Source organism: Bdellovibrio sp. NC01, assembly GCF_006874625.1.
Taxonomy (GTDB): Bacteria; Bdellovibrionota; Bdellovibrionia; order Bdellovibrionales; family Bdellovibrionaceae; genus Bdellovibrio.
The window spans coordinates 402,354-424,439 of the sequence record NZ_CP030034.1; the positions used below are offsets into that span (position 1 = coordinate 402,354).

A 22,086-nucleotide genomic window follows, 5' to 3' on the forward strand; every position below is an offset into this window, starting at 1 on the left:
GAGGCACTATAGCCCCGTAGAGCAATTACTGCAATGGCAGAACACGTTCGGCGCGAATGTTAATAAGTTTTCCGACTTTTTCGACTTGTCCTTGAATTTCTAACAACGACTTGCCGTAAATTGCCATGCGGTCTTTCTGATAAACGTCAGGATGAATGACGATGTTCATAAAGCCAAACTCATCTTCTAGAGTGATAAAGCACATTCCCTTTGCCGTGGGTGGACGTTGGGTGACAGAAACAAGTCCTGCAAGACGAACTTTCCTTTTGTGAGGGAAATTTTTTAAATCAGCTGACGTTGCAAATGGCACGTAACGTTGTTTTATAAACTCAGCATTTTTCATTTTTAAATAACTGCGCAACACCGACATCGGATGAGAGTCGACAGAATAACCCTTGCTGTCATATTCACGCTGCATGCGGTCCCAATTCGACTCGAATGGTAAATTGTCGGAATCATCGTCATCGAACTCTTGTTGCACCAAAGCCTCTTTCGGTTTGCCCCATAAGAAACTACTTTGATCCAAACTTAAACTTTCCAAATGCCAAATTAATTCACGTGCGTTGGTGTTGAAACATTCCATCGCACCAGAAGCTGCAAGTTTGACCAAGATCGCACGTGGCAAAGAGGTTCTGCGAATGAAATCGCTAAGGTCTGCGTAAGCGCCGTTAAGTTTTCTTTCGTCTTCAATTTTACGAGCCAGTTCTTCGGGCATACCGTAAAGCGAGCGTAAACCCACACGCAAATCAAGATACCGGTTGCCGTGATCGTGAAGAGTGTAATCGTAATCAGAGTTCTGTACACACAAAGGCAAAACAGTGACATCGTGGCGTTGAGCTTCGGCAACAAGTGTGCGAGGAGCATAAAAGCCCATCGGCTGGCTGTTTAACAATGAACAAGCAAAGACATCGGGATATTCTTTTTTAATGTAGCAACTTGCGTATGTGAGTAACGCAAAACTTGCAGCATGACTTTCCGGAAAGCCGTAGTTCGCAAAGCCTTCGATCGTTTTATAAATTTGCTCTGCATATTCTGCACTAATGCCTTTGGACTGAAATCCTATGAGAATTTTATCGCGTATAGCATCCATGCTGGATTTTTTTCTCCAAGCAGAGGACATGATTCGTCGTAACTCATCCGCTTGTCCTGGGGTAAATCCTGCGGCAGCAATTACGATTTGCATGACTTGTTCTTGAAAAATAGGTACGCCGTGAGTTTTGTTAAGAATGGGCTCTAAAAGTTTACTAGGATAAGTCACCTTTTCTAAACCTTGGCGGCGTTTTAAATACGGATGCACCATGCCCCCTTGTAAAGGGCCGGGGCGGACGATCGCAACTTCCACAACCAAGTCATAAAATTTACGAGGCTGCATGCGGGGCAAAGTCTGCATTTGCGCGCGTGATTCAATTTGGAAAACGCCGACAGTGTCAGCTTCGCAAATCATATCGTAAGTAGGAACATGATCTTGAGGGATGGTCGCAAGATTATAATCTTTATTTTTATGCTTCTTCAAAAGATCGAAACACTTTCGCAGACACGTCAGCATCCCCAAACTTAAAACGTCGATCTTCATCAATCCTAAAGCAGCAACATCATCTTTATTCCACTGAATCACATAACGACCATTCATCGTCGCTTTTTCAACCGGAACCATCTCGGTGATCGAATCTTGCGTGATAAGAAAACCGCCAGTGTGAATTCCTAAGTGACGGGGAAAGCCATGAACTTGTTGCGCCATCGCAAGCATCAACGTCCAACGAGCAGGATCAACACCAAAGCGGGCAGCGGCATCGGGCTCTACCAAACGGCGCATGCCATCGCGACCCATGTACTTCACCATTTCATTGATTGTCGCCAGCGGAATACCAAACACTTTTGCGGTTTCGCGAATCGCCATACGCGAGCGATAGCGGATCACCGTGCACACCATGGCCGCATGACGTTCATCGTACTTTTGATAGATATGTTGGATCACTTCTTCGCGACGACTGTGTTCAAAGTCGATATCGATGTCAGGGGGCTCATGTCGTTCTTCTGAAATGAACCTTTCAAATAAGACATCTATGGCATTCGGATTCACGGAAGTCAGACCTAAGCAAAAACACACCACCGAGTTCGCAGCCGATCCACGCCCTTGATATAAAATTTTTTTTTTGTCAGCGAACTGACAGATTTCTCGTAAGGTGATGAAGTAATCTTCGTACTTCATGCGACTGATAAGTGTCAGTTCTTTCTCAATGATTGCTTGAATGCGTGGTGGAGTCCCCTCAGGAAAGCGCCATTTTTGCCCTTCTTCCGTAAGCTTTCTCAAATATTCAGCAGGAGTCAGGTTGTCAGGAATATTCGAACGTGGATATTGATAGCGCAATTCCTTTAATGAAAACTTTGAACGTGCGGCGATATCCACCGTTTTTTCCACAAGATCAAGGCGATCGCTCCATACATAAGATAGGTGTTCGATCGAGTGTAAAGCGCGCTCGCCATTCTGGATAAGCTTATCCCTGGCCTCTTCCAGGGTGGTGTGATGAAGAATGCATGTTAAAATATCGAACAAAGGTTTGCGATCTGGCGTATGCATAAATGGCCGTTGTGTAACAAACAGTTGTGCATTTAATTTTTCTTCCAGCGCAAAAGCTTGTTTGCAGAATTCATGCGACTCCCATGTCAGGTCCCGCCACACAGGAATGTAAAGACGGTCGCCAAAAATTTCATGCAGGCTCTTAAAGCGTTCTTCATTAATTGGCGGTATGGCAAAACACAAAAGATCCTGATTATACTTTTCTATTTGATGCAAATGCAGGGCTGAAAAACCTTTACCAGCTTGGCGTTTACCCAGCGTCAGAATCTCGCATAAGTGCGAATAGCCCTGTTTGTTGATAGGAAGCAGAGTGATGGCGGTCTCATCTGTTAACGTCAGCTCTGAGCCCACGAGATAATGAAAACCCTCTTTCGCTTTTACTTGTGTGGTCAATCCCGAGGGCGCTTGTAACAACGAATATCCGCGGGCCACGCCATACAAACCATTAAGGTCGCACATTGCGATGCCGTCATAATCATGATGAATCGCTTCCGTAACCATCTCTTCAGGTGACGAAGCTCCACGCAGAAATGAAAAATTACTGCGCCCAAGTAATTCAATAAAACCTTTCGCGCGCACAACCGGAGTCACCGCTTTATTGGAAGGCTTTACGAGATTGTTTTTAAGTCCGGGCTTAATCAAAATAGCCATGCAAATAATATTGCGTGCTCACTCGATCTTGAAAGACCCAAAGCAATTGTCCCTGATGTGAAAGTGCAAAGTAGTAATCGCGGTTTTTGAGATCTTGCGTGGTAAGTTGCCACCACGCCGATTCGATGCGCTCGCTGGGAAGAGATGAAACAAGACGAATCTTGCGAAAATCTTCCTCGGAAAGAGGTTGAGGTTGTTCCAGTAATAACGACGGACGAGGACTTTGTGCTAAGCCCTTCGCGTATGTCGATTTAATTTGTAAAGCATCATCTAGTCGTTCGACGAAATCTTCCGATTTAAAATCTTCAGGCCAGTCGGTCACGAGTTTAAAACTTTTTTCAGGAAAGTGATTTGCTTCTAATTGTAAGAAGCCCATTTCGCAGTTTGCTTGTTTCGCAAAACTGACCAAACGGCGCCAGCGATCTTCATTGTTATCGCGTGGTTCAAAAAAATCCAGTTGCTGAATTTTTTCAGGCACATCGTAAACGATGATTTCAAATTCACGGATAGGATTTTCAAGCGCGGTTTTTTCCATACGCTTAAAAAGTAGATCTTCAAACAGCTCTTGATCGCGACTGGCGCTTACCGGTTCGATATCTAAGATGTGTTTTTTATCCGAATATTCGCAGTGTAAAATCACTTCCATTTTTTGCGCGTATCGCGAAAGACCAGTTAAGCGTGCGAACAAAATATCAATGTGTGGTTTGATGCGATTAAAAAGAATCGGTGCAACCCCTATGGGATCGTCCATGTAACCATAGCCCACAAGAGGATCGCGAGGAACAAGAGGTGAAATGACCTGAGAGTCCTGAGCGTGCAAACGATTCCAAAGTAAAACACCGAAATCCCCCCATCTTTCGCGCAGTGAAATCAAACGGAAGTTATAAACTTCTTCCAAGGTGCAAATTCCCAAAGAGTGAGCAAACGAAATCACATGTTCAATCTGACGTTTCTGTGTCCACGGCAACAAGCCTTCAAGATCCTTCAAAGCATCAAGGCCCAAACCCTGAAAAGCTTTATGCTCTTGACGGTGAGGAGCGACCGCGAGCGGTTTCCACTTCGCCAGCATTTGTGCCACCGGTGCAGTATCAGCAATCGCCACTGATGGATCGGCAGAAAACTTACGCGCAATCTGCAAAGCTTGTTGCATGCACGCAAGTTCGCCACCTAAAAGATGCGCGGTCGATTCAATATCAATGAATACAAAGTGCGGAAAACGAAACTGCACCTTGGGACTTAAAACCAAAAAAGCCTCAGCCGAGGAGCTTTCTTGCGGCGTTTTTAAGTTGAGGCATAAAGTTCGCATTGATCGTACTCCCAGCTACGCTGAATGGGGTTGGGCGGTGAAGGGCGCGTTGAATTGTGACGAAGTCCCTTTGAAATTGAATAACCAAACTGAAAAGAGGATTCACAAAGCGCATGGCTTTATGACACACAAAAATCAAAGCCACTTTGTGAAAACGGCAGAGCTTTTTTAATTTCTGCAATTGATGATTTTTAAAAAACATCTCTTTCAATTCACAACCGATGACTTCGAACAGTGAACTTGTGATCAGCTCTTGCAAAACCCAAAATAACTGTTCGGCTTCACGCGGCTCTTTGACCACCAGAAGTTTTTTAAGATTCACTTGGCGACTGACCAAATGAGTTGGCAACAACTGCGCGCCACCGTTGATCCACGCCACCCACTTATTTTGTTCGTGAGCTTTCTGGGTCATCGACACCCACAATGACGTCGCCCCGGTGCCGGGACTGCCTTGAAACAAAGTCAGATCCCCCTTGGGAACGCCTTTCCATAAAAGAAAGTCATCCAGGGTGTTCACGCCAGTTGGAACGCCTGCAGGGGGTTGAAGGTTTTCTGCAGAGACGAACGGAATGTTTGCTAATTCGGGAAGGGCAAGGATACTCATACGCTCTCCATTTACATAGAAATTACTATGTAAATAATGTGTAAGTCAAAGAGCGGGTGCGGGATCTAGACCTTTTTGTGGGAGTTTGGAGAAAACCCCTTAAAATATAAGCAGTTAAGCTTAATGACATTGCGGAGCAGTTTAAGATTTTGCCCCATTGAAAATGTGAATTTACTTAGATTGGCTGAAAATAAAAAAGCCGGTGTTTAGTCACCGGCTTTCATAATTAAAGAGCGCCTTCGGATTGAAGCAAGTTGCGCTTCAACTCTGTACCCCAGTGATACTTCAACTTCGCAGCCAGCGAAGAACCCTTACCCACAACGCGGTGGCAAGGGATGTAGAATGCAACAGGATTTTTCGCGACGGCAGAAGCAACCGCGCGAACTGCTTCAGGTTTGCGAATTTTTTTCGCAAGCTCAGAATAGCTGACAGTTTTTCCAGCCGGAATTTTCAGAAGCTCCAACCACACTTTCATTTGGAAATCTGTGCCTTGGATTTTGATTTTGTGTTTTGTTTTCCAGAAATTTCCCTTCGTCCATTTGGCCGCTTCGAATTTGCCGACTTTGAACGAATAGTTCTGCTCGAAAAGTTTTGCGAGGTCGTCTTGAACAAGAGTTTTGCTTGTGCCGTAGTGACCTAAGAAGATCAACTCGTCAGCTTCGAACGCTGCAAGCCATTCACCGAATTCAGAAGGAACTTTATAAATTTTAAACTCTAGATCTGCCATGTCTGCCACCTCGTGTGGAGGCAGACATAGCCTGTCATGCTTTAAAAATCAAGATGGATGCTGCGTTGGTGGCGTCAGTTCTTCATTATATAAGGGATCTATATAGCGAATCGAATGCCCGCCGTTTAAAAGCATGAGATCCGCGACGTCTTCTTTATCTTGCTCATCCACCGTAAGAACGCTCATCAGCAAGTGTCCTTCGCGCAGCTCTTTATCTGCTTCGGCAACCAAGTCCCATTCGCCGGTGCCCAAGAATTTTTGCACCCAACGGGCCCACGCTTCTTTGATAGAGTGCGCTTCACCGTTAGCATCCACCGCCTCTAAACCACGTTCACCTTCGTAAACGCTAATGCATTGTTCGTCAAAGCCCTGACGAATAATCGCATCGGCTGCGTTTTGCGCTTGTTCTTTCGTATTGAAAAAACACAGCGTGTGTTTCTTTGGGTATTTCAAGTAATCCGGGTGAGGAAGACTTTCGATCTGTACCACAATGGCCTCCTTGTTATTCGAACATTCCGTCCATGGTAATGAATTTCTGATTTCGATCTGTCATTCTTAGTTCTTTATAAAAAGATTTCTGACATTGCCCACGAAGAACAGCGTCGACGGCACCAATCATCGCCGTGTAAACTTCGTTCACGTTTAAAACCGCTGTTGAAGTAATCACACCGGTATGCGGGGCCGCGGTACGTAGTTTGCGCCAAAAGTGATCGCGTGAATCGCACGACATCAAACCAAAAATTTTAGTCTGTTTCGGTGAATCCAAAGCCGCCATCATTTTTTGTAAGCCAGGGCGTACAACTTCGTAATAGCCCGAGTAATTTACCTTGCGTGCACTAGTTAAGCGCGGTGGCGCAAAGTCAGGCCCGCCGCCATTGCGTGAATGTCCGAAATAAAAAGCGGCGTCAGCATTGCGAAGGGCATCGGCAAAATATTTTTCCATGAATGCTGTACGCGCCTGCTGTTGCGCCGAATATTTACCAGTGTTGCTTTCGAAATATTCTGTCGCCGAAGAAAATTGTATCTCTAAGCGCACCGGATACTGCTTGCCGAATAAAGTAACATTGCGAGTGAAGGCGTAAGCATTATTTGCCGACTGTTGTTTGAATCCGCAGATACGCAAATTACCGCTACAGCGCGAAGTGATGAGATCTTTTAAAGCAGCATAGCCGCCCAGATCCATTGATGGAGAATAACCATAGTTGTAAACAGTCGAACCCGTCGTCCAATCGAAGTAACCAAGTGCTATGCGAATATCAATCACGCCGTCATTTAAAATTCCATCGTAGCGTTGACGACACATTTGTTGTTGGTCTGCGGGAAGTATCGCAATGTTGTCGTTAGGAAGATCTTCCAGCAACGCCGTATAGCCTTTACCCATATTGCGAAACTCTTGTTCGTAAAGATAATTTGCCGGAGCTTGATTGCTATCGCGACCACGACCGAACCACCCCGCAAAAGATGTCGAAGCAAAAGTCGTCAGGGCAGTAAAAATAAGAATGGTTTTTTTAGAAACGTGCATTGCCAGTTCCTCCAGAAATCAGACTAGAGAAATTGGCATGGAAGTCCCAGTTACACTGGGGAAATCTACTGTTGTGCTTCGGCGACCATAGCAGGACTAGCAGTCGCGACTTCGCTTAAGAATTTTTCAACGACCGGAATGTATTCACTTGGAAAATCACGCAAGCCTGTCAAATGGTCTGATTCAGGCAAGGACAGTTTGCTCCAATTCAAATTGTGATGGGGTTCAAATACTTCATCGATGTGTGCGGGCGGAATTAATTTATCTTTCCAGCCGCGAATCGAAAGAATTCTAAATCCTTCAGGAAATGAATCGAGTTGCGCATGTATGTCTTTATGCAAATGCGTGCTCCAACCAATGCTCAACACCGGTGTCAGAGCGACTTTCAGAAAGAACGAGCGGACTTTGTATTCTTCCGCGAACAAGTTGTAAGCAGAAGGAATAAAGCGCGCCGTCGGCCCACTGTCACAGATCAAAGCGACTGTGTCCGAACAATGACGACGTGCCATCGCTTCAATCGCAGCCGCTGAAGGATTTGAAAAAGCGTAAATGATTTTTTTGCCGGGAACTTCGTTCAGCAATTTTTCAATTTGATCGGCATACAAATGTTTTACGCCAAAGTGATTGTCCGAACTGATCGGCAGTTTCTTCCACAGATCTTTCGCTGTGCCTTGCAGTTGAAACGCAAAGGCATCAAACCCCAGATCGTTAACCATGCGGATGTGACGAAGCAATTGTCTTTTGCCGCCTTCATAAAAGTGCACGAAGAAGATCAACTCTTCATACTTCTTTTTGCGCGATAAATAGAATTCGCCTTCGAATGGTAATTTAACGTCTTTAAACGGGGAATAATCCATCTTGTTCATCATAAGGTCGATCACTAAGGGGAGCAAGGTTCGTAGGTTGGTTGTGCCTGTGCGTTGCAATCAACATTGGTATAGACGTGTGCTCTATGCCGAAAACCATGAATACAACCGGGCATATATTCTCTAGGCTTGATCAAACAACGGATGCGCAACAATGAAGGAGAATTATTATGAAAATAAATAGCTCTATGACCTTAGTACTTATGCTAAGTCTTTCAGCAGCGATTGCGCAGGCTCAATCCGGCAGCGGCTCCGGTGGTTCACCCGGCACACAAAGCACGGCCCCTTCGGGAAGTGTCGGGGCGCCACGTTCTTCAAACATGAATACAATCGGTAGAAGTAATACGACGCCAAATCTTGGTAATCCACCGACCGGTCCTGGCGTTAACACGCAATCGCCGGGCTCTACGATTCAAACAGCGCCATCGACATCGCAGAATACGTTGGGGGCTCCTGATCAGAACTTACAGAATCAACGAATGGAGCAAGAGCGGGAAATTCAACGAATGCGCCAAGATCAACAACGCATTCAAGATGAACAAAGAATGGAACAGCAAAGAACTCAATAAAAAGAATAAAAAAAGGGAGCTTCATCAGCTCCCTTTTTTATTTAGTGTCGATCAGTCTAGTGTTTGTGCACAGGCGATTTAGCCGGCCACAAATCAGTCCAGTGTGCAGAGCGTGCTTCTGCTTGGTGAGTCTCGCCCAAAGCATTTTCAGAAACGATGACTTTTTCAAGTGCTGTTTCAGCCAATACTTTACCGCAAGCTTCAACTACAGATTCAGCGTCGATGCCATGGTAAGCGTAGATTTCAGAAGGGCGACCGCACTTAGAGTGCTTGCGAACTCCCAAAGCTTCCTGACGAACACCGATCACAGAACCGATATTGTCTAGAAGACCCGCTTCACCGTCAGCAACGCTGACCACTGGAACGCGTTTACCCGCTACAGTGATAAGATCGCCAGTAGAAACTTCTTCCGCTTTTCTCAAGTACAAGTTTGAGTTGATGCCCAAACCGTTTTTCAAATATTCATAATCGCTGTCGTGAGCTTGGATGCCGACCAATAGATCAGGTGAAGTCACCACGATCACGTTTGCATAGATACCGCGAGCAAGAAGAGCTTCAGAAGCCTTGATGCCTTCAGTAACCATTGTACCCAACGCGAAGATGTTCACAACGTTGTCACCTGGTTCATAGCCAGCGTAACCACGGTAATCGATCAAGTAGTATGCGCCTTGCAATACTTCTTCACGAATTGTCGACAAGATTGCTGCGTCTTCAATTGTGCCAAGTTCTTCTTCGTTAGCAGCGCCAGTGATTGGGAATTCTGCACGAGCTAGAGCACCCTCAAGACCTGATTTGAAACGAGCTTGTTTCTTCAAGTAGTGAAGCATGTCTTTTTGTTCCGCACCACGAGTTACTAGACGAAGCAACGTACCTGTACGGCCCGCATTGTCGTTCATAACGTGACGTTTGATTGTATCGCACATGATCCAATCCAACTCTTGAGTGAAGAACGGTTCCCACGTGATTTGGTTCGGGATTTGGATGTCAGACTTCCAACCATGTTGCGCACCTTCCGGAGAAAGAGTCACGCCTGATGGAGTACCCACGCAAATGAACGAAGACTTCCAGTAAAGGTTGTAGAAGTATTGATCCAATGCACGTTTGATGAAGAAGTCATAAACCGTCATCAAAGGAATGATTGGTACGCCTACGATATCACGCATTTTACCAAACGCGCCTACGCAAGACATAACGTTGCCTTCAGCGATTTCAAAACGCAAGAAGCGGTCTGAAACGTCTTCGCCAGGAACCAAGTCAGGAAGCTTATGGTCTTTAACGCCAAGATCTGTTTCGTGGTCAGTGACTACTGGCGCACCGAAGATCTTACCGTCCATCGCTGGATTCAAGTTTGTTGAAGTACCAACGTCAGGAGCCATAGAGATAAACAATTCACCAGGCAACTTGAATGGTTTTTCCAAGTCAGTCAGTGGCTTTTGTTTGTCTGCCAATTTTTTCTCATCAAGCGGAGTGTTCGCGATACGAGTCAACTTCGCAGTCAACTGACCCAACATCCATTGCGTGTGAGGGTAGCTTGTCATTTTTGTGTTAATATCAAGTGATTGAGGGATTTCTCCGAACTCAGTCAATTTTTTCAAGAAGTACTCTTGGTTTTTCGCTTTCAAAGCATGTTGCGCTTTGATTTCGCCCAAGATTTTTTCACCACGAGCCGCCAAGAACTTACCTTCAGCAGAGTTTGCTGGAAGACGTTCATAAAGTTTGTCGCCAGTGATGCCTTGTTTTGCTTTCAATTCCATCACTTCTTCTTCTTGTGGAAGAGACGAGTGATTGCCCGGTTGAGCTGCAGATTTCAAGCCCCAACCTTTAAGAGTGTGGGCGATGATGATTGTTGGTTTGCGAGTTGAAAGTTTTGACTTCGCCATTGCTTCAGCCAAAGCCAACATGTCATGACCACCGAAATCGCGGATAGCATCGAACAACTCTTCGTCAGTGATGCTGTCTAAGAACTTCTTCATAGAAGGATGTTCTTTTGCGATACCTTTTTTCAAAGCTTTCATGTCTTGAACAAGAAGCAATGCTTGAAGTTCGTAGTCTTCCAATTCTTTCTCTAGGAAATTTTGGAAAAGAGCGCCGTCTTTTTTAGCGAACAAAGCTTGGCGTTTTGAACCGTGACGTACTTGGATAACTTCCCAACCGTTGGCAGCCATAGTGCGCTCAACACGGTCAGCATCCGTACCGTTCATGATTTCTTTATTTGTGATACGGTGACCATCAAGTGATTGACGGTTGTAGTCCAAGATCCAAGTCAATGAACCCAACTCACGCTCTGCAAAGTCTGGAACGGCTTCGTACATTGAACCCTCACGGAATTCAGAGTCACCGCACACAGCCCAGAAGTGAGCATCTGGAACTTCATAACCGTGCTCGCGAGCATAACGGTAAGCCAAAGCCATGTAACCAGCTTCAACAGGTGGAATACCTACAGTACCAGAAGGGAAGAAGTTGTGATGATCAGGATCGTAAGCAGAGTGATATGATTGGAATACGAATTCGCTGCCATCAGAGAATTTACGTAGACCGTGCATCGCTTGGTCTGCTTGTTCTTGAGTTAATTTTGAAAGATCGCTCTTCAACAAATTATCAAGCAAGTAGTTGTATGAGTGATCGACTGGTGAAGCATGCGGTTTGTTCGCGATGTGATCGAAGCCAGTTTTAACCAACAAGTGCAAAGCACCCATGATGTGAAGCGAGCTGGCACAAGCAGCAGGGTGACCACCAACTTTTGGATCGCCTTTTTCTTTATCAGAGCGATGGTTGGCTTGCCAGATCATCTGAGTGGACAAGTAAAGCGCGCGTTTCGCGATTACGTCCAAAACCTCAGGTTTGACATTCTTAAATTGAGAGTTATCCACGATGGTTCTCCTTGAGTTTTTCAGTCGTATTATCGGCTGGAAAACTAGCACTCTACAGAGGAGGAGTCCATGTATTTAAACCCCGCAGCAAGAGTACTGGCTCTATTCGGGACAAAGGGGTTGTGTTGGGTGCGAAAAACCTTAAAAAGGTCCTGATCACAGCTAGTTAGGAGTATTTAACATTCGTGTCGAGCGACTCTTAAGGGCTCATATTTTGAAAAATGTCTTAGAGCCCTTAATAGAATCTTCAGTTTTGAGAGTGAAAAACCGCTGTTTTTAGAATGAGTTTTCGCTCTGAGCTCTGCCGCTCACTGCGCCATATTTCAGACCCAAGAAAGCTAAAATCGTCGGATGAACATCCATGTGCGTGACAGGGTAACGAAGAGATTCAAGTCGTTTTTTTGTACCGTAAGTCGCCATGATAAAGGGAATCGCATCGTCTTCACCTTCACGTTGATCATGCAGGCCCCACAACAAAACTTTATGCCCGCCATGATCCGACGTCAGAATCACCAACCATTCTTCTGAATTTTTTTGTGCGCGTGATTTCACCGCCTCAAGAAGTGGTTTGATCAAGCGATCGACTTCGCTGAAGGCTGCTAGGTAGCCGTCGTTGGAAGTGAAACCATAACGATGACCGGCGTGATCGACGCCATCAAAGACAGACATGATCACATCCGTTTGCTCGTCTTGAATTTGCTTTAAAGTAAATTGCGCTAATTTTTTATCACGTGAGGCAGAGTTGTTATCGTTTGCCATGCGCACGTTCAAATTGCAACTGCTGTTCGCGGAGTTTTTCACTGTCGACCAAAATGAAGATTTGATTCCGCATTCATAGTCGAGAATTCCCGGTTTTGATTTGTCACCGGTTGAAGTCAGAAAATTGGCAACACCACCTGCGGCTGTTTTTAGGCCAGCCTCTTTCGCGCGCATCATGAAAGTGGGATAGCGATCGCGAACTTGCACGTAAGCTGCAAGACTTTCTGGTTTGTTGTCTTTCACGCCATGCAAATTGTTATCGACGCCGGTTAAAACCGAGAGCCATCCGGGACCGGTAAGCCATTGAAACTCTGATCCTGATTTTGGACCACTATGCGCGCGAGCACAACGCGGATCTTTGTGGCCGCCATACGCAGGATGATCGTCGTTGATACACGGAGCATAGATTCCTTCGTGCATCAGTTGTGCGGTCGCGGGCATTTTTTTTTGAATAAGCGCGCGATAGTGCAGTTGGTTTCCGGTGGCGCCATCGATCCCGATGACTAATACGCGACGTTTTGCGAACGACACAGTTGCGAATACAGTTATCAAAGTAAAGATGAAGAGTTTCATTTTATGCTCTTGGGGTTCGAGTTAAAATTTATTTGGTTATGAGATTCCTTGAAGATAGTTAAATATCTCTGTGAATGCGCGGAGGCCGGTCGAGTGCGCGCCGTGAACAGAAGCGGGCTGTTGCACAAGTGAAGTCGCTTCACCCGCCCAAAACACGGGACGAGTTTCTTGTGCTAAAGTCTTGCGCGCATTTTGAGTTGAAACTTTTCCCTGTGATCCATGCACTTGCAAATACGAAATGCCACCTTTCGCAAAAGGATCGTCCATCCATTTCTTGCACGAATAAATAAGCGACTTATCTTTGCGCAGAACAATTTTCTTGAATGAAGAACTTTGCAACTTAAACATCACATCTAAATCCTTGCATACTTCCATGACGATATCTTTGCTCGCCATTGGTAACAAGCGCTTCGCTGGATCACCACTTATTAGAGCGGTTAATACTGGAGGTTTGTCGCCCTCTTTATAATTGGGAACAAAATAAGTGTGACCTGTTCTGCGTTCTGATTTTTCTAGGTGATTGAGCATGCACATATCATCGGGCCAGAACTGTTTACTAAAACGAATCGAGACTTTGATTTGATGGGCAGATTCCAGGAATTGCAAAGCGGTGTCTTTATCAGTTGTCCAGTAAGGACCAAAATCGATCGAGTGAGACTTCAACATTCCTAAAGAGGCCGTTGATAAAACAGACCTCGCAGTGAATGTCCCTTGTGAGGTTTGCACGACGACGGTGTTGTCTTTTCCTGGGCGCAGTTTTTGAACTTTATGATTAAGTAAAATTTTTTCCGCGGTTATTTCATTACACATGCCTCTCAAAATCTGATCGTAGCCACCTTGTACATAAAACTCATGCGTGCCTTTTATTTGTGGAATGATGTGATCGTACTGAAAGCCTTTCATGCTGACGGCGTTAAGGGGAGCGCCCAGATGACCGGTTAATAGTGCTTCCGCAGATTCAGCGGGGAAACCGTCATAACCCATAAGCTTCATAAACTTTGCGCCAGAAATATCGGGCCCGTCATAATTTTGAATGTCTTTAAATATTTTGTACGAACGAAGAATTTTAAAATTCAGATGGCCAATGGAATATAAAGGGGAATGCGGCGTTGGCGCTAAGAATTCGGAGTTGTACAGATAGCCTTTCAAAAGCTTTGGATAAGATTTCGTCTCAAGCCTGTATCGAGAAACTTCATCCCAAATCGGTGCGAGGCCGGGAGCAACGTGAATGTATTCTGCACCTAACTCTAAAGGTGAACCAAAATCTTTTGCCAGGGAACGATCCGTGAACATGCGCCCACCAATACGAGCGCTGCCCTCTAATATTAGGATTTTTAAAGATTTTCCTTTTATGCGCGTGTTCGCTAGGTTGCGAGCTGTTGTCAACCCCGCTGGGCCGGCACCAATAACGATACAATCATAGATTGTTTTATCTTCGGCAACTGCGCACAAGGGAAGCTGTGCCAAAAGACTCGATCCTAATAAACCCAAAGAGTTCTGCAAAAATCTTCTTCGTTGCATAGAGTGTCCTTGGTGAAGCACATTCAAATTGTTGAAGGTGTTCAGCGTCGAACATTCATTCTCAAAGGGCAAGTTGCAGAGTCGTTAGATGCTTTCCTACAATAAGTCGTTCCTGAGAAGGCCGTAAAACTTAATGAGCACTGGCCGCGAAAATTATGGGTAAAGAATCGGCCCTTGAACGAAGCGCTCGATGTATTCGCGTTTTTGTTTGAAGCGTTCAGAGTAATAGATCTCTTCTGTGCTAACGCCGAAATCAGTCGATGCCTTAATAACGATGTTTTGTTTCTTGGTCTGCAAGATCCAACGAGCCGCCCAGGCTTCTGCGAAGTCATCCATTGGATTTGTCGATCCATATGTAGATGCAAAAGTTGATTTTGAAAAACCAGTATAAAGAGGCAGAACGTCCGTTTCTGGATTCATCACTTCTTTGCATTCGTAGAAGCACAACTTACTTCTTAACGTGTAGTCTTTTTCTGTTTTTACGTTGAACGGCGTAGCCCAGTCGAATGAACCCCAAGAACCCTCTGCGAATACAGGCTTACATTTCTCCATGTATTCTTCTGCAGAGTGGATGTCGTTCATGTCACAATCAAGGGTGTTGTGATAGTTATTCAGTTGATTTGCGAAATCCAGAAGATGTCCTACTTCGTGCACCAAGGCGTATTCTAGCAACGGCAATTCGTCGGAAGCTTGATAGCGCGGAAATGCTAGAGGAGTTTCTAACTCGCCAACGCGGGCGAAGTTTTGTTGTTCTTTCCAAGAAGCCCATGGTGCATATGCCGGCGCTTTCGTAAGCAATGTTTTTCTAACACCAATCACGCCACCAGGAAGTTGGACGTATTTGCCATCAGCATCACGAGTGAAGACCTGTGATGCATAAGCTGTCGCAAAGAATTTATTTTCGATAAAGATACGACGAACATGGCAAAACGCACCCTGTGTAATTGGATCAAAAGCGTCGTAGATTTTTTCAACGGCTGCAAGATACTGTTCTTCACCGCCAAGACATTTTCTATCTAGTGTCGAGCCGTTGTTTTCGTCATCAACTTCGCACAGAACCTTTGCAATATTGGCGCGGCAATCAGTGGCTGGTGTCCAGCTTGCGTCTTTATCGGTTAGGTTTTCATCAACGATGTGGAATACGTCAGGGCTTCCACTTGAAGGGATATAGCTTTTATCGTTGGATTTCGAGCACGCAGCTAATGCGATGAAGGCACAAAGAAGTAATGACTTTTTCATTCTATAAAACCCTGACTTCCTAAGTTAATGAACTCAGCATATATATCAGGGTTTTGAAGGCTATCAAAATTTTAATGCGATTTACTCGGTGCAAAGCGTTTCTAAAAACTCAATGACTATGTCACTAGTTCACAGCCGTCAAAGATCTTTACACTTTAGCGACGCCAAGCCTTCGCAACTTGTTTGCTGAAGAAGTCCGGAGCCACGGCATTAATCCACACTTTCATTTGTAAACCGAACTCGGCCTGCTTGGATTTGCCAGAGTAAAACTGATTCACTACATCGAGCGCTACGTCTTCAGGAATCGCATAATCAAAGGATTTGCCGATTTGATAATAACGCAATGAAGTTCGGCCCATATCTTTTTGCAGTGGGGAATGCTGGCTTTGCGCGATGTACACCATAAACGGAACTTCGCCAGCGACTTCACGTTGTAAGGATTCCGTTAAAGTCCACAGTGCTGCATGTGACGAGGCATAAGTGCTCAGCAGGGGATAACCGACGCGTCCGCTTGAAGACAGGACATTCAAAACACCCAGTGGCTTTTTGCTTTTCCATTCTTTCAAGAAGTTTTGCATCAACACCAAGGGCCCAAAGAATTGGGCATCAAAGATGCCTTTGATTTGTTCCAGCGACTGGTTTTCTAAAAGATCGACGGTCAATCCACCCGAGGCATTCACCAAGCCTGTGAATTTCATCGCAGGTAATTGTTGTTTTAATTTTTCTAACCAGCCATCTTCAGAGTAATCGACAACGGCAGAACCCACGATCAGTTTGCGCTCTTTGTCGGAAAGATTTTGTAGAAGGCTTGTCATCTTTAGATCACTTCGCCCAATAAGGAACAAAGGTTGATCGCGTAATAAGAACTGCTTCACAACGAGGGCACCAAGATTTCCAGTAGCACCATTAATGATAACGGGCTCGGAAGAAGTGATAGCAGAATGAGCCGCGACTTGCGTTTGAGACGCCACTGGTTGGGCGAGTGGCTTATTCACAAGTTCACTCACAGCGGCGATGAAAAATTCTAGCTCTGAATGCAAAGTAAAGAAATGTGGTGAGACGCGCACATAATCGCCACGCACGGTGACCGAGATCTTCTTTTTATCAAAGAACTCGTGCACTTTGCGGTGATCGACTTTTTGTGGAATTTTAAAACAGATAATGCCCGCAGAAAGATCTTTTTCGCCGGTCATGAGTTCTAGATTCAAAGCTTTTAGCTGCTCACGTAAAAACTTTAAGTGCGTTTGCAGGCGCGTATAAATTTCTTCAATACCAAACTTTTGGAAAAGTTTTAACGAAGTTCCCATTCCCAGAATTGGAATATAATTGGGAAGTCCTGGTTCGAAGCGGGTCATTTCGTTCGAGAATTCTAGCTTTGTTAAATCAAAATATTCAGGATAGCGATGGCTTGTCCAGCCCACCATCGGAACGAAAAGAGTTTCCAAAAGTTCTTTGCGGGCATAGATAAAGCCTGCCCCTACAGAACCCAGCAACCATTTTTGTGAACCGGAAGCTAAGAAATCAAAACCCATATCATGACAGTGAATAGGGGAGTTGCCGATGGCTTGAATCGCGTCGACGCATGAATAGATTTTATTTTTACGACAGAAGTTAGCGAACTCTTTTAAATCAATACGTTTGCCCGTTTCAAAACTAACAGCACTGATGCTAATAACTTTGACATTAGAAAGATCCAGCGAACTTAATGCTTCTGTGATCGTTTGATCTTTCTTAATAGTAAAAGGAACAAGTTCAACACCGAAGCGTTGCAAGTTCTTCCACGGATAATAGTTCGAAGGGAATTCATTGTCGGGAACTAGAACTTTATCACCTTCTTGTAGGTTCAGAGCAAGGGCAATGGTGCTGACTGCACTAGAGGTATTTTGTACGAATGCGATTTCACCGGCGTGGGCGCCAAGGAAGGCAGCAAGTTCTTTGCGGATCATTTCTACTTTGTTGAGGCTTTGATAGAAATGTTTCCCCAAAGGTTCTTGCATCAAGCCGATTTCTTCTTGCATCGCTTGAATGCTGGATGTGGGAACCGGGCAAGTTGCGGCATAATTTAAAAAGCATTGCCCTTTCAAGAAGGGCAATTGATTGCGCAAATCTAAAATCGCTTGATCGTTGCTCATGCTTGGCCTCGATCTTTTCTGCCGGCTTCTTTGTACACGCGCGTGTAACGTAAGATCAAAGTGATCGTTCCGCCGATGATTACCCAATAGAAGAAATAAAGTATGAAGTCGATGCCCCAATGAAATTCCAAGCTAAAATACTGAAAAAGTGAAAGAAGCATCAACGCTGCTAACCGATCTGTTTGTCCAACGGGTCCTACACTTTGAACGGCTAATCCGGAAGGAGCGCCGAACAATCCAAAGAAAGGAACAGCCCAGGCAAATAGCATCACGAAGACACCCAGAGGATAAATCCCCTTCATGACCACAAGTGTAGGGATCAACATCAAATCACAAAGTTCAGGAGTAATTCTATTTAAGATATCCCCTTTTACCGAGGACTTGTTGTAGTGAACTGCAACAAGTCCGTCTAGCGTTGCGACGATCATTCGCAGGATTCCAAGCAGTCCACCAATAATAAAGAAAATTTTGTGTCCGCCAGATAAGGCATAGTAATAGCACCACGCCATTGCGACACCCACGGGTAACAAAGCATAACTGATTTTATTTGGGTCAACGTTTTCGCAAGCAGGAATTAAGAAACTAATCACTTTGCGAAACGGATATTTTAATAAATAAAGTCCTACGTCCATGAAACGCTCCTACAAAAATTTAAGTATGAAATAGGCGACGGGTACCGTGAATACGAGTGCATCGATGCGGTCGATGATGCCCGATCCTCCCGGTAACCAGGTGCCGGAATCTTTTTGACCGTGAATTCGTTTGATCAATGAAAATGCCAGATCACCATACAAACCTAAGATGCCAGTTGTTACAATCATCAGGAATATTTTGAAAAAGCCCAAGCCTTCAAGATGAAAAACAGAATAGCTAAGTGGTAAACCCAAAATTAAAAGAGCGAATGTACTTAAAACTCCAACCCACCAAGTTTTTTGCGGACTGACTTGGGCTGCGACTTTTTTGTGAACCATACGGCTTAGTGGTGTATCGTTCACTGGGGTTTTACTGAACGCTTTTCCCACCCAGTAAGAAATCAAATCGCGAATTTCAGTTAAGAACACGATCAATAGGAAGGCGTACGCTTCTAATTTATAGAATGCAAATGACAACGGCAAAAGGACCGCAAAGAAACTAAAACCTAAGCTAAGTGCCGATAGGGAAGTGGCCTTGCCGCTGGTTTGATTTTTCATTACGTAAAATAATGGCATTAGCACGCCAACGAAAGTGGCACTGAAAGCAAAGAACTCATTTTCTAAGCCGAAATACAAAAGAACGTAATTCGCAATGCACGCCAAAGCGGGAAACTGAAAATAAGGATCAGCGACAATTTTCCCAAGAGACTTTTCTTCCGGGAAAACCAGGCTGTGATATTCAGCCAAAGATAGTAAACTTCCGCACGCAAGCAATGCCGCTAAAACAGAGGGATGTAAAACCAAGGCGATGCCGAATAGTGACAACATCCACCAAAATGTTAGGGTGCGAGCCATGAGTTCATGGGCACTCTTGTGGCCTTTCTTTTCTAGACGTGTGATAAGCACGGAAAAGAAAGTCAAAAGAGCGATACAGATTAAAAAGAAAATCAGAAGCGCGTTTTGTCCCGTGCTGCCGAATTGATATAGTGCAAGCCCATTTGCGACCACAAAGAAAGCAATCTGAAACATCTTACCTGCCGTACAAAGTGTGTGATTGGTAGCTAAGCCCTTGTGTTTGTTTTTTTATTTTATAAATTCTAAATAAACCAGTTAAGAACGTCAGTACCGATAACGCCATGATGAAGTGATTTATATAAAAAGCACTCATCGGTCTGAAGAAACAGCAAATGGCAAAAAGGCAGAACCACAAACTGCGCTCGGGCTTTCCACCTAAAATAGATTCTTGTCTGCGAATGTGGCCGGGAAGTGCGCGGCCTAATAAGCCCGTGAACTCTGCAAACCAACAGCACACGATAAAGATCGCAAGATAAAGACCATTAACGTAAGGAATGAAGAAGAGCGAACCATAAGTGATCGTATCACCCCAGATATCGCCAAGTTCATTCAGAACTTCGCCCATCGGAGTGGCGCGATTTTGTGCTCTGGCAATCATTCCATCTAATGCGTTAAACACTAAACGAAACAAAACCAGAGCTGGAAATGCGAGTAAAGGCCAAGCTGTTTGAATATTCTCAGGATTTAAATTGCGAAAGCCACTATACAGAGCAGCCGTCGATAGAAATACGAAAAGCCAACCCAGCAAGCTTGCATGGTTGGCGGTCATTCCTGAAAACGCAAATGAATTTGCCAGTTGTTGAAATCTGGCTTTCAGGGAATATAACATTAGCTTTCTAAAACGAAGTCCCAGCGAATTTTCACTGTACCGTCTCCTTCAATAATTCCTTTTGGAGGATTAGGGAACGGAGCAGCTGCACGGAATGCATCGATGGCAGCATCATCCAAATCTTGAACACCTGAATCCATAAGGACTTGCACACGAACTAGAGTTCCTTTGTCATTCAATACGATCATCAATTTAGTGACGCGGTCTTGTCCTGTGGAAGCAGGATTACGACCCTCTTTAAACATTTTGGAAAGTTTATCGCGAACACGGCCTTCCCAGTGTTGGGCCAATTGTCTGCGAATACGATTATAGTAAGAGTAATACTTGAACTCGCGCGTATTCAGCATCGTTTCAAGTCCCTGATCGACATCTTTAATATAATCGTTTGTGCGGCTTGCATCCGCACCGTCTTTCGCAACTTCAGAACCGTCACCATTACCTAGACCTTGGCCTGCTTCTTTAGCAGCTTGGGCTTGGTCACGTTTTTTCTGGCGTTCTAATGCTTCACTAGGATCAAAACTTTTGAATAAATCTTTAGCCACACGCTCGTGAGTAGCCTCTGTCGATTCCTTCGCTTGTTCTTTCACTTTGCCATCACCTTTAGGACCTGATTTTGGTGGGGCGGCTTTTTTCAAGTTTTGAAATTGGCCTTTATCCACAGCAATAGTCTGTTTGGTAACGACTTGGTTTTTAGCGCTCAAGAAACGAGAATCCACGGGCTCTTTTTCGTTCACAGAGTTTTCATTCTGTTCAACGATTTGATTAGCAGGATTAAGTTGTGATCTTTGCTCCTGAAGTTTTTGGGCAGCAGCAAGCTTAGCCATATCTTCAGGCGTAAGAAGATCGATACTCACGCTTTGCTCTTTGGGTTTTAATTTATCCAGCTCTCCAAAAAGGAAGAGTCCTCCGAGTACAACAACGTGGACGATCAACGAAAGGGACACATACTTTTTGAAAGACGGTGACTTTTTCATAGGACCTCGCCTCTCTATCGGTATTATGACACGACAAAATGAGCTTTAGGTGAGCCAGGTTTTAAAGATTCGACAGAGGTCCAGGCCTGGACTTTGACTGTTATCGATTCTTTGAGTGAAAATGATACATCTATGAAATTTGACTCTTGGTACCTGACAGATAAAGGCCTCCGACGTGAATCCAATCAAGATTCTTGCTTGATCAATAGAGAGCTAGGCCTCTTTATTGTTGCAGATGGCATGGGAGGTCACTCCGGCGGGGAAGTGGCGTCCAGTATGGCTGTCGAGACGGTTGAAGAAATCATGCTGCAACCAGATGCCATGAAAAAATCACCACGCGAACTTCTGCAGTTGAGTTACGAAGAAGCATCAAAGCGTATTTTTGATAAAGCTGCTAATGAGCGTCCCGAGCTTGCAGGCATGGGCACAACGATGGTGATGGCGCACATTCGTGGTCGTCATCTTTACATCGGTAACGTCGGTGATTCGCGTTGCTACCTATTTAAGAAACCAAATTTGTGGCAAGTGACTGAAGATCATTCTTTGATCAACGAGCAATTGCGCGCCGGTGTCATGAGTGAAGAACAAGTGATGCAATTTGTCGGACGTAACGTGATCACACGAAGTGTCGGCTACGAGCGCGATGTTTATCCCGATATCATCGAGAGAGAAGTGGCTCCAGGCGAAATTTTCTTGATGTGTTCCGATGGACTTTCAGGATTAGTTCCCGATCAAAGAATTTCTGAGATTTTAAATCAAAATACACCTGACAAAGCGGTCAAAGCCTGTGTAGAACAAGCCCTGGCTAATGGTGGTGACGACAACGTCACAGTTATGCTTTTACACTTCTACGAATAAGCAGCGAGAGAGAAGGGATCC

18 protein-coding genes are annotated in these 22,086 nt (G+C 44.8%); 2 read left to right on the forward strand and 16 right to left on the reverse strand.

Annotated elements, in window-relative coordinates; translation table 11 throughout:
• Nucleotides 1-25: 25 nt before the first annotated feature.
• The 7 genes from DOE51_RS02060 to DOE51_RS02090 all read right to left on the reverse strand — a co-directional run bounded on the left by DOE51_RS02060 (nt 26) and on the right by DOE51_RS02090 (nt 8,257).
• Nucleotides 26-3,229 carry a DNA polymerase III subunit alpha gene (locus tag DOE51_RS02060; RefSeq protein ID WP_142694940.1) on the reverse strand — a complete coding sequence of 1,068 codons (3,204 nt, stop codon included), beginning with the start codon at nt 3,227-3,229 and terminating at the stop codon, nt 26-28.
• Nucleotides 3,213-4,457 (reverse strand): hypothetical protein, encoded by a 1,245-nt coding sequence (locus DOE51_RS02065; protein WP_246845262.1) that lies wholly within the window; start codon nt 4,455-4,457, stop codon nt 3,213-3,215. The genes DOE51_RS02060 and DOE51_RS02065 overlap by 17 nt, the downstream gene beginning before the upstream one ends.
• 25 nt (nt 4,458-4,482) lie before the next feature.
• Entirely contained in the window at nt 4,483-5,139 is a 657-nt protein-coding gene (locus DOE51_RS02070) for a recA protein (RefSeq protein ID WP_142694941.1), read from the reverse strand.
• A 226-nt stretch (nt 5,140-5,365) separates the two neighbouring features.
• Nucleotides 5,366-5,866, reverse strand: coding sequence for a methylated-DNA--[protein]-cysteine S-methyltransferase (locus DOE51_RS19390; RefSeq protein WP_142694942.1), 501 nt, complete (start codon nt 5,864-5,866; stop codon nt 5,366-5,368).
• A 48-nt stretch (nt 5,867-5,914) separates the two neighbouring features.
• A complete protein-coding gene (locus tag DOE51_RS02080; RefSeq protein ID WP_142694943.1) occupies nt 5,915-6,355 on the reverse strand; it encodes a hypothetical protein in 441 nt (146 codons plus the stop codon).
• 13 nt (nt 6,356-6,368) lie between these two features.
• Nucleotides 6,369-7,388, reverse strand: coding sequence for a hypothetical protein (locus tag DOE51_RS02085; protein WP_142694944.1), 1,020 nt, complete (start codon nt 7,386-7,388; stop codon nt 6,369-6,371).
• Between the two features lie 65 nt (nt 7,389-7,453).
• Entirely contained in the window at nt 7,454-8,257 is an 804-nt protein-coding gene (locus DOE51_RS02090; RefSeq protein WP_246845264.1) for a hypothetical protein, read from the reverse strand.
• Between the two features lie 167 nt (nt 8,258-8,424).
• Between DOE51_RS02090 and DOE51_RS02095 the strand changes: the two genes are divergently transcribed.
• Nucleotides 8,425-8,823, forward strand: a complete 399-nt coding sequence (locus DOE51_RS02095) for a hypothetical protein (RefSeq protein ID WP_142694945.1) — start codon at nt 8,425-8,427, stop codon at nt 8,821-8,823.
• A gap of 56 nt (nt 8,824-8,879) precedes the next feature.
• Here the strand turns inward: DOE51_RS02095 and DOE51_RS02100 are convergent, their stop codons facing one another.
• The 9 genes from DOE51_RS02100 to DOE51_RS02140 all read right to left on the reverse strand — a co-directional run bounded on the left by DOE51_RS02100 (nt 8,880) and on the right by DOE51_RS02140 (nt 21,207).
• Nucleotides 8,880-11,693, reverse strand: coding sequence for a pyruvate dehydrogenase (locus DOE51_RS02100; RefSeq protein WP_246845266.1), 2,814 nt, complete (start codon nt 11,691-11,693; stop codon nt 8,880-8,882).
• Nucleotides 11,694-11,969: 276 nt separating this feature from the next.
• A complete protein-coding gene (locus tag DOE51_RS02105) occupies nt 11,970-13,025 on the reverse strand; it encodes an alkaline phosphatase family protein (protein WP_142694946.1) in 1,056 nt (351 codons plus the stop codon).
• A 36-nt stretch (nt 13,026-13,061) separates the two neighbouring features.
• Nucleotides 13,062-14,546 (reverse strand): NAD(P)/FAD-dependent oxidoreductase, encoded by a 1,485-nt coding sequence (locus DOE51_RS02110; protein WP_142694947.1) that lies wholly within the window; start codon nt 14,544-14,546, stop codon nt 13,062-13,064.
• A 153-nt stretch (nt 14,547-14,699) separates the two neighbouring features.
• Nucleotides 14,700-15,785 (reverse strand): hypothetical protein, encoded by a 1,086-nt coding sequence (locus DOE51_RS02115; RefSeq protein ID WP_142694948.1) that lies wholly within the window; start codon nt 15,783-15,785, stop codon nt 14,700-14,702.
• Between the two features lie 155 nt (nt 15,786-15,940).
• Nucleotides 15,941-17,917, reverse strand: a complete 1,977-nt coding sequence (locus DOE51_RS02120; protein WP_142694949.1) for an aminotransferase class V-fold PLP-dependent enzyme — start codon at nt 17,915-17,917, stop codon at nt 15,941-15,943.
• Entirely contained in the window at nt 17,914-18,549 is a 636-nt protein-coding gene (locus DOE51_RS02125; RefSeq protein WP_142694950.1) for a hypothetical protein, read from the reverse strand. Before DOE51_RS02125 ends, DOE51_RS02120 begins: the two co-directional genes overlap by 4 nt.
• 9 nt (nt 18,550-18,558) lie before the next feature.
• On the reverse strand, nt 18,559-19,578 hold the full coding sequence (locus tag DOE51_RS02130; RefSeq protein ID WP_142694951.1) for a phosphatidate cytidylyltransferase: 1,020 nt from the start codon (nt 19,576-19,578) through the stop codon (nt 18,559-18,561).
• Nucleotide 19,579: 1 nt separating this feature from the next.
• Nucleotides 19,580-20,233: a CDP-alcohol phosphatidyltransferase family protein gene (locus DOE51_RS02135; RefSeq protein WP_142694952.1), complete on the reverse strand. Its 654-nt coding sequence runs from the start codon at nt 20,231-20,233 to the stop codon at nt 19,580-19,582.
• Nucleotides 20,233-21,207 (reverse strand): TonB family protein, encoded by a 975-nt coding sequence (locus DOE51_RS02140; protein WP_142694953.1) that lies wholly within the window; start codon nt 21,205-21,207, stop codon nt 20,233-20,235. Before DOE51_RS02140 ends, DOE51_RS02135 begins: the two co-directional genes overlap by 1 nt.
• Nucleotides 21,208-21,339: 132 nt before the next feature.
• On the opposite strand from DOE51_RS02140, the gene DOE51_RS02145 reads away from it, so the two are divergent.
• A complete protein-coding gene (locus DOE51_RS02145) occupies nt 21,340-22,065 on the forward strand; it encodes a Stp1/IreP family PP2C-type Ser/Thr phosphatase (RefSeq protein ID WP_168196372.1) in 726 nt (241 codons plus the stop codon).
• Nucleotides 22,066-22,086: the final 21 nt, after the last annotated feature.